General features: G+C 49.4%; 3 protein-coding genes. All 3 read left to right on the top strand.

Annotation, left to right across the window (positions count from 1 at the left end; translation table 11 throughout):
* On the top strand, nt 1–290 hold a 290-nt coding region (locus HT737_RS31425; RefSeq protein WP_220459557.1), incomplete at its 5' end, for a hypothetical protein.
* 72 nt (nt 291–362) lie between these two features.
* Nucleotides 363–749 (top strand): hypothetical protein, encoded by a 387-nt coding sequence (locus HT737_RS28775; RefSeq protein WP_182404516.1) that lies wholly within the window; start codon nt 363–365, stop codon nt 747–749.
* Nucleotides 709–1,047 carry a hypothetical protein gene (locus tag HT737_RS28770; RefSeq protein ID WP_182404515.1) on the top strand — a complete coding sequence of 113 codons (339 nt, stop codon included), beginning with the start codon at nt 709–711 and terminating at the stop codon, nt 1,045–1,047. Before HT737_RS28775 ends, HT737_RS28770 begins: the two co-directional genes overlap by 41 nt.
* Nucleotides 1,048–1,241 lie beyond the last annotated feature (194 nt).

The following is a 1,241-nucleotide window of genomic DNA, read 5'->3' as shown; positions in this document are numbered from 1 at the left end:
GGCTGTCAGGCCGGCGACGATGCCACTGGCGATCAACTCATCGTCTTCGCAAACCAGTACGTGCATGGTGGTTCCCTGAAATAAAAGGCAAGTCGAACAGAACAGGATTAAGCCGCAATTATGGCAGGGCGACAACCAACACGGCAGCGACTCGCTTGTTCGCCAGGTCCGGACTCAAAACTGCCAACAAACCGCTTGCGCAAGAACAAGGCTCAATCAACATGAAAACAAAACTAGCCGACATGAAATCCAACACCTTCAAACTATACAGACCCACAACTAAAAACTAACCTCGCTATCGCAAGTTACATACAACTAATCAAAACTTTAAAACACAAATCAACCTATTAAAGGAACCATGAATGAGCAATACAAAAAACTTCGTAGCCGTCGACTGGCGCACCGGCCCCGATCGCATTTATTTCTTCTTCCCGGAGAAAAACAGTTATTCCCGTTTCGACTTCGAGGATAACAAAGTACTTTCCGGCTTCCCCAAGCCGGTGGATGGCAAATGGGAAGGCTTCGACAAGACTGCTGCAGACTTGCGCTTTGGCTTTACCACGACGACCACCCACTGGAACGGTGGCGTCGACACGCTCTGGCTGTTCTACGACGAAGGAACAACACCCTGCGTTTGTGAGTACAGCCAACAAACCGACAAGGCAATCTCGAAAACCCCCATCGCCAAATCAAAGTGGGAAAAAAATATTGCCCTACTACGAAAAAATCGTTGGCGTCATGTGGGCTGAAAGCACAGCACAAAGAGAGAGTTACTGGTTCTTGTTGAATGACGGAAACTATCTGATCTACGAAATATACTCAAAAACCCTGCAAGTACTACCTCTAAATGGCTCGTCCTGGGCACCACTGGAAGAATATAAAAGCCAAATGATGACAGCCGTCACCAATGACTACCCGACCTTCGATACTTACTTTTATGTTTTCCTGAACGACAACCGCTACCTGCGTTATGAACAGAACGCGAAAAAAGTATTTGGCCCGTATACAATCTCCGACTCAACCTGGCCCGGACTGCTGAAGGACTGAGCCACTCGCAGGCACCAGTGAATCGGCGTCGGGTCGCCCATCCGACATCGTGCGGGGCGGTTAATCATCGGTTAATCGCCACCCGCCACTGTGCACCAGACTTGCACAGGGACAAGGCTCCTCCATGCGTCATTTTTTTTCTTTTGTTTTGCACTGCTTGATCTCCAGCCCTGGCCCCAGGCCGGGAACAATCC

The organism is Pseudomonas sp. MD195_PC81_125, from assembly GCF_014060985.1.
Taxonomy (GTDB): domain Bacteria; phylum Pseudomonadota; class Gammaproteobacteria; order Pseudomonadales; family Pseudomonadaceae; genus Aquipseudomonas; species Aquipseudomonas parakoreensis.
Note: the sequence above shows the minus strand (reverse complement) of the source record. Positions and strands in the feature narration are given on the sequence as shown.